This is a genomic window from Aeromicrobium sp. P5_D10 (genome assembly GCF_054049535.1).
On the sequence record NZ_JBFUME010000035.1, the window covers coordinates 1 to 366 of the forward strand.

The window sequence follows — 366 nt, forward strand, 5'->3', positions numbered from 1 at the left end:
TGTGGGTTGATAGGCCAGAAGTAGAAGCGCAGCAATGCGTGGAGCTGACTGGTACTAATAGGCCGAGGGCTTGTTCCCTTACAAAGATGACCGTGCCCTCAAAAGCACACACCGCGTCCACTGTGAGGTTCCCGAGATATAACCGGGAACCACCAAACACCACCACAACCACCCCCCCCAAACACTGGGTAAGGCACAGGTTACGGGTGGCTGTTCAATGGTTTTGATATCTCCATAGAGTTACGGCGACCATAGCGAAAGGGAAACACCCGGCCACATTCCGAACCCGGAAGTTAAGCCTTTCAGCGCCGATGGTACTGCACTGGAGACGGTGTGGGAGAGTAGGACGTCGCCGAACAAACATTC

Annotated in this window: 1 rRNA gene; it reads left to right on the forward strand. The window is 54.4% G+C overall.

Annotation, left to right across the window (positions count from 1 at the left end):
- Positions 1 to 241 precede the first annotated feature (241 nt).
- Positions 242 to 358, forward strand: a 5S ribosomal RNA gene (rrf, locus tag ACXJKC_RS21775).
- The last annotated feature ends 8 nt before the right edge of the window (positions 359 to 366 follow it).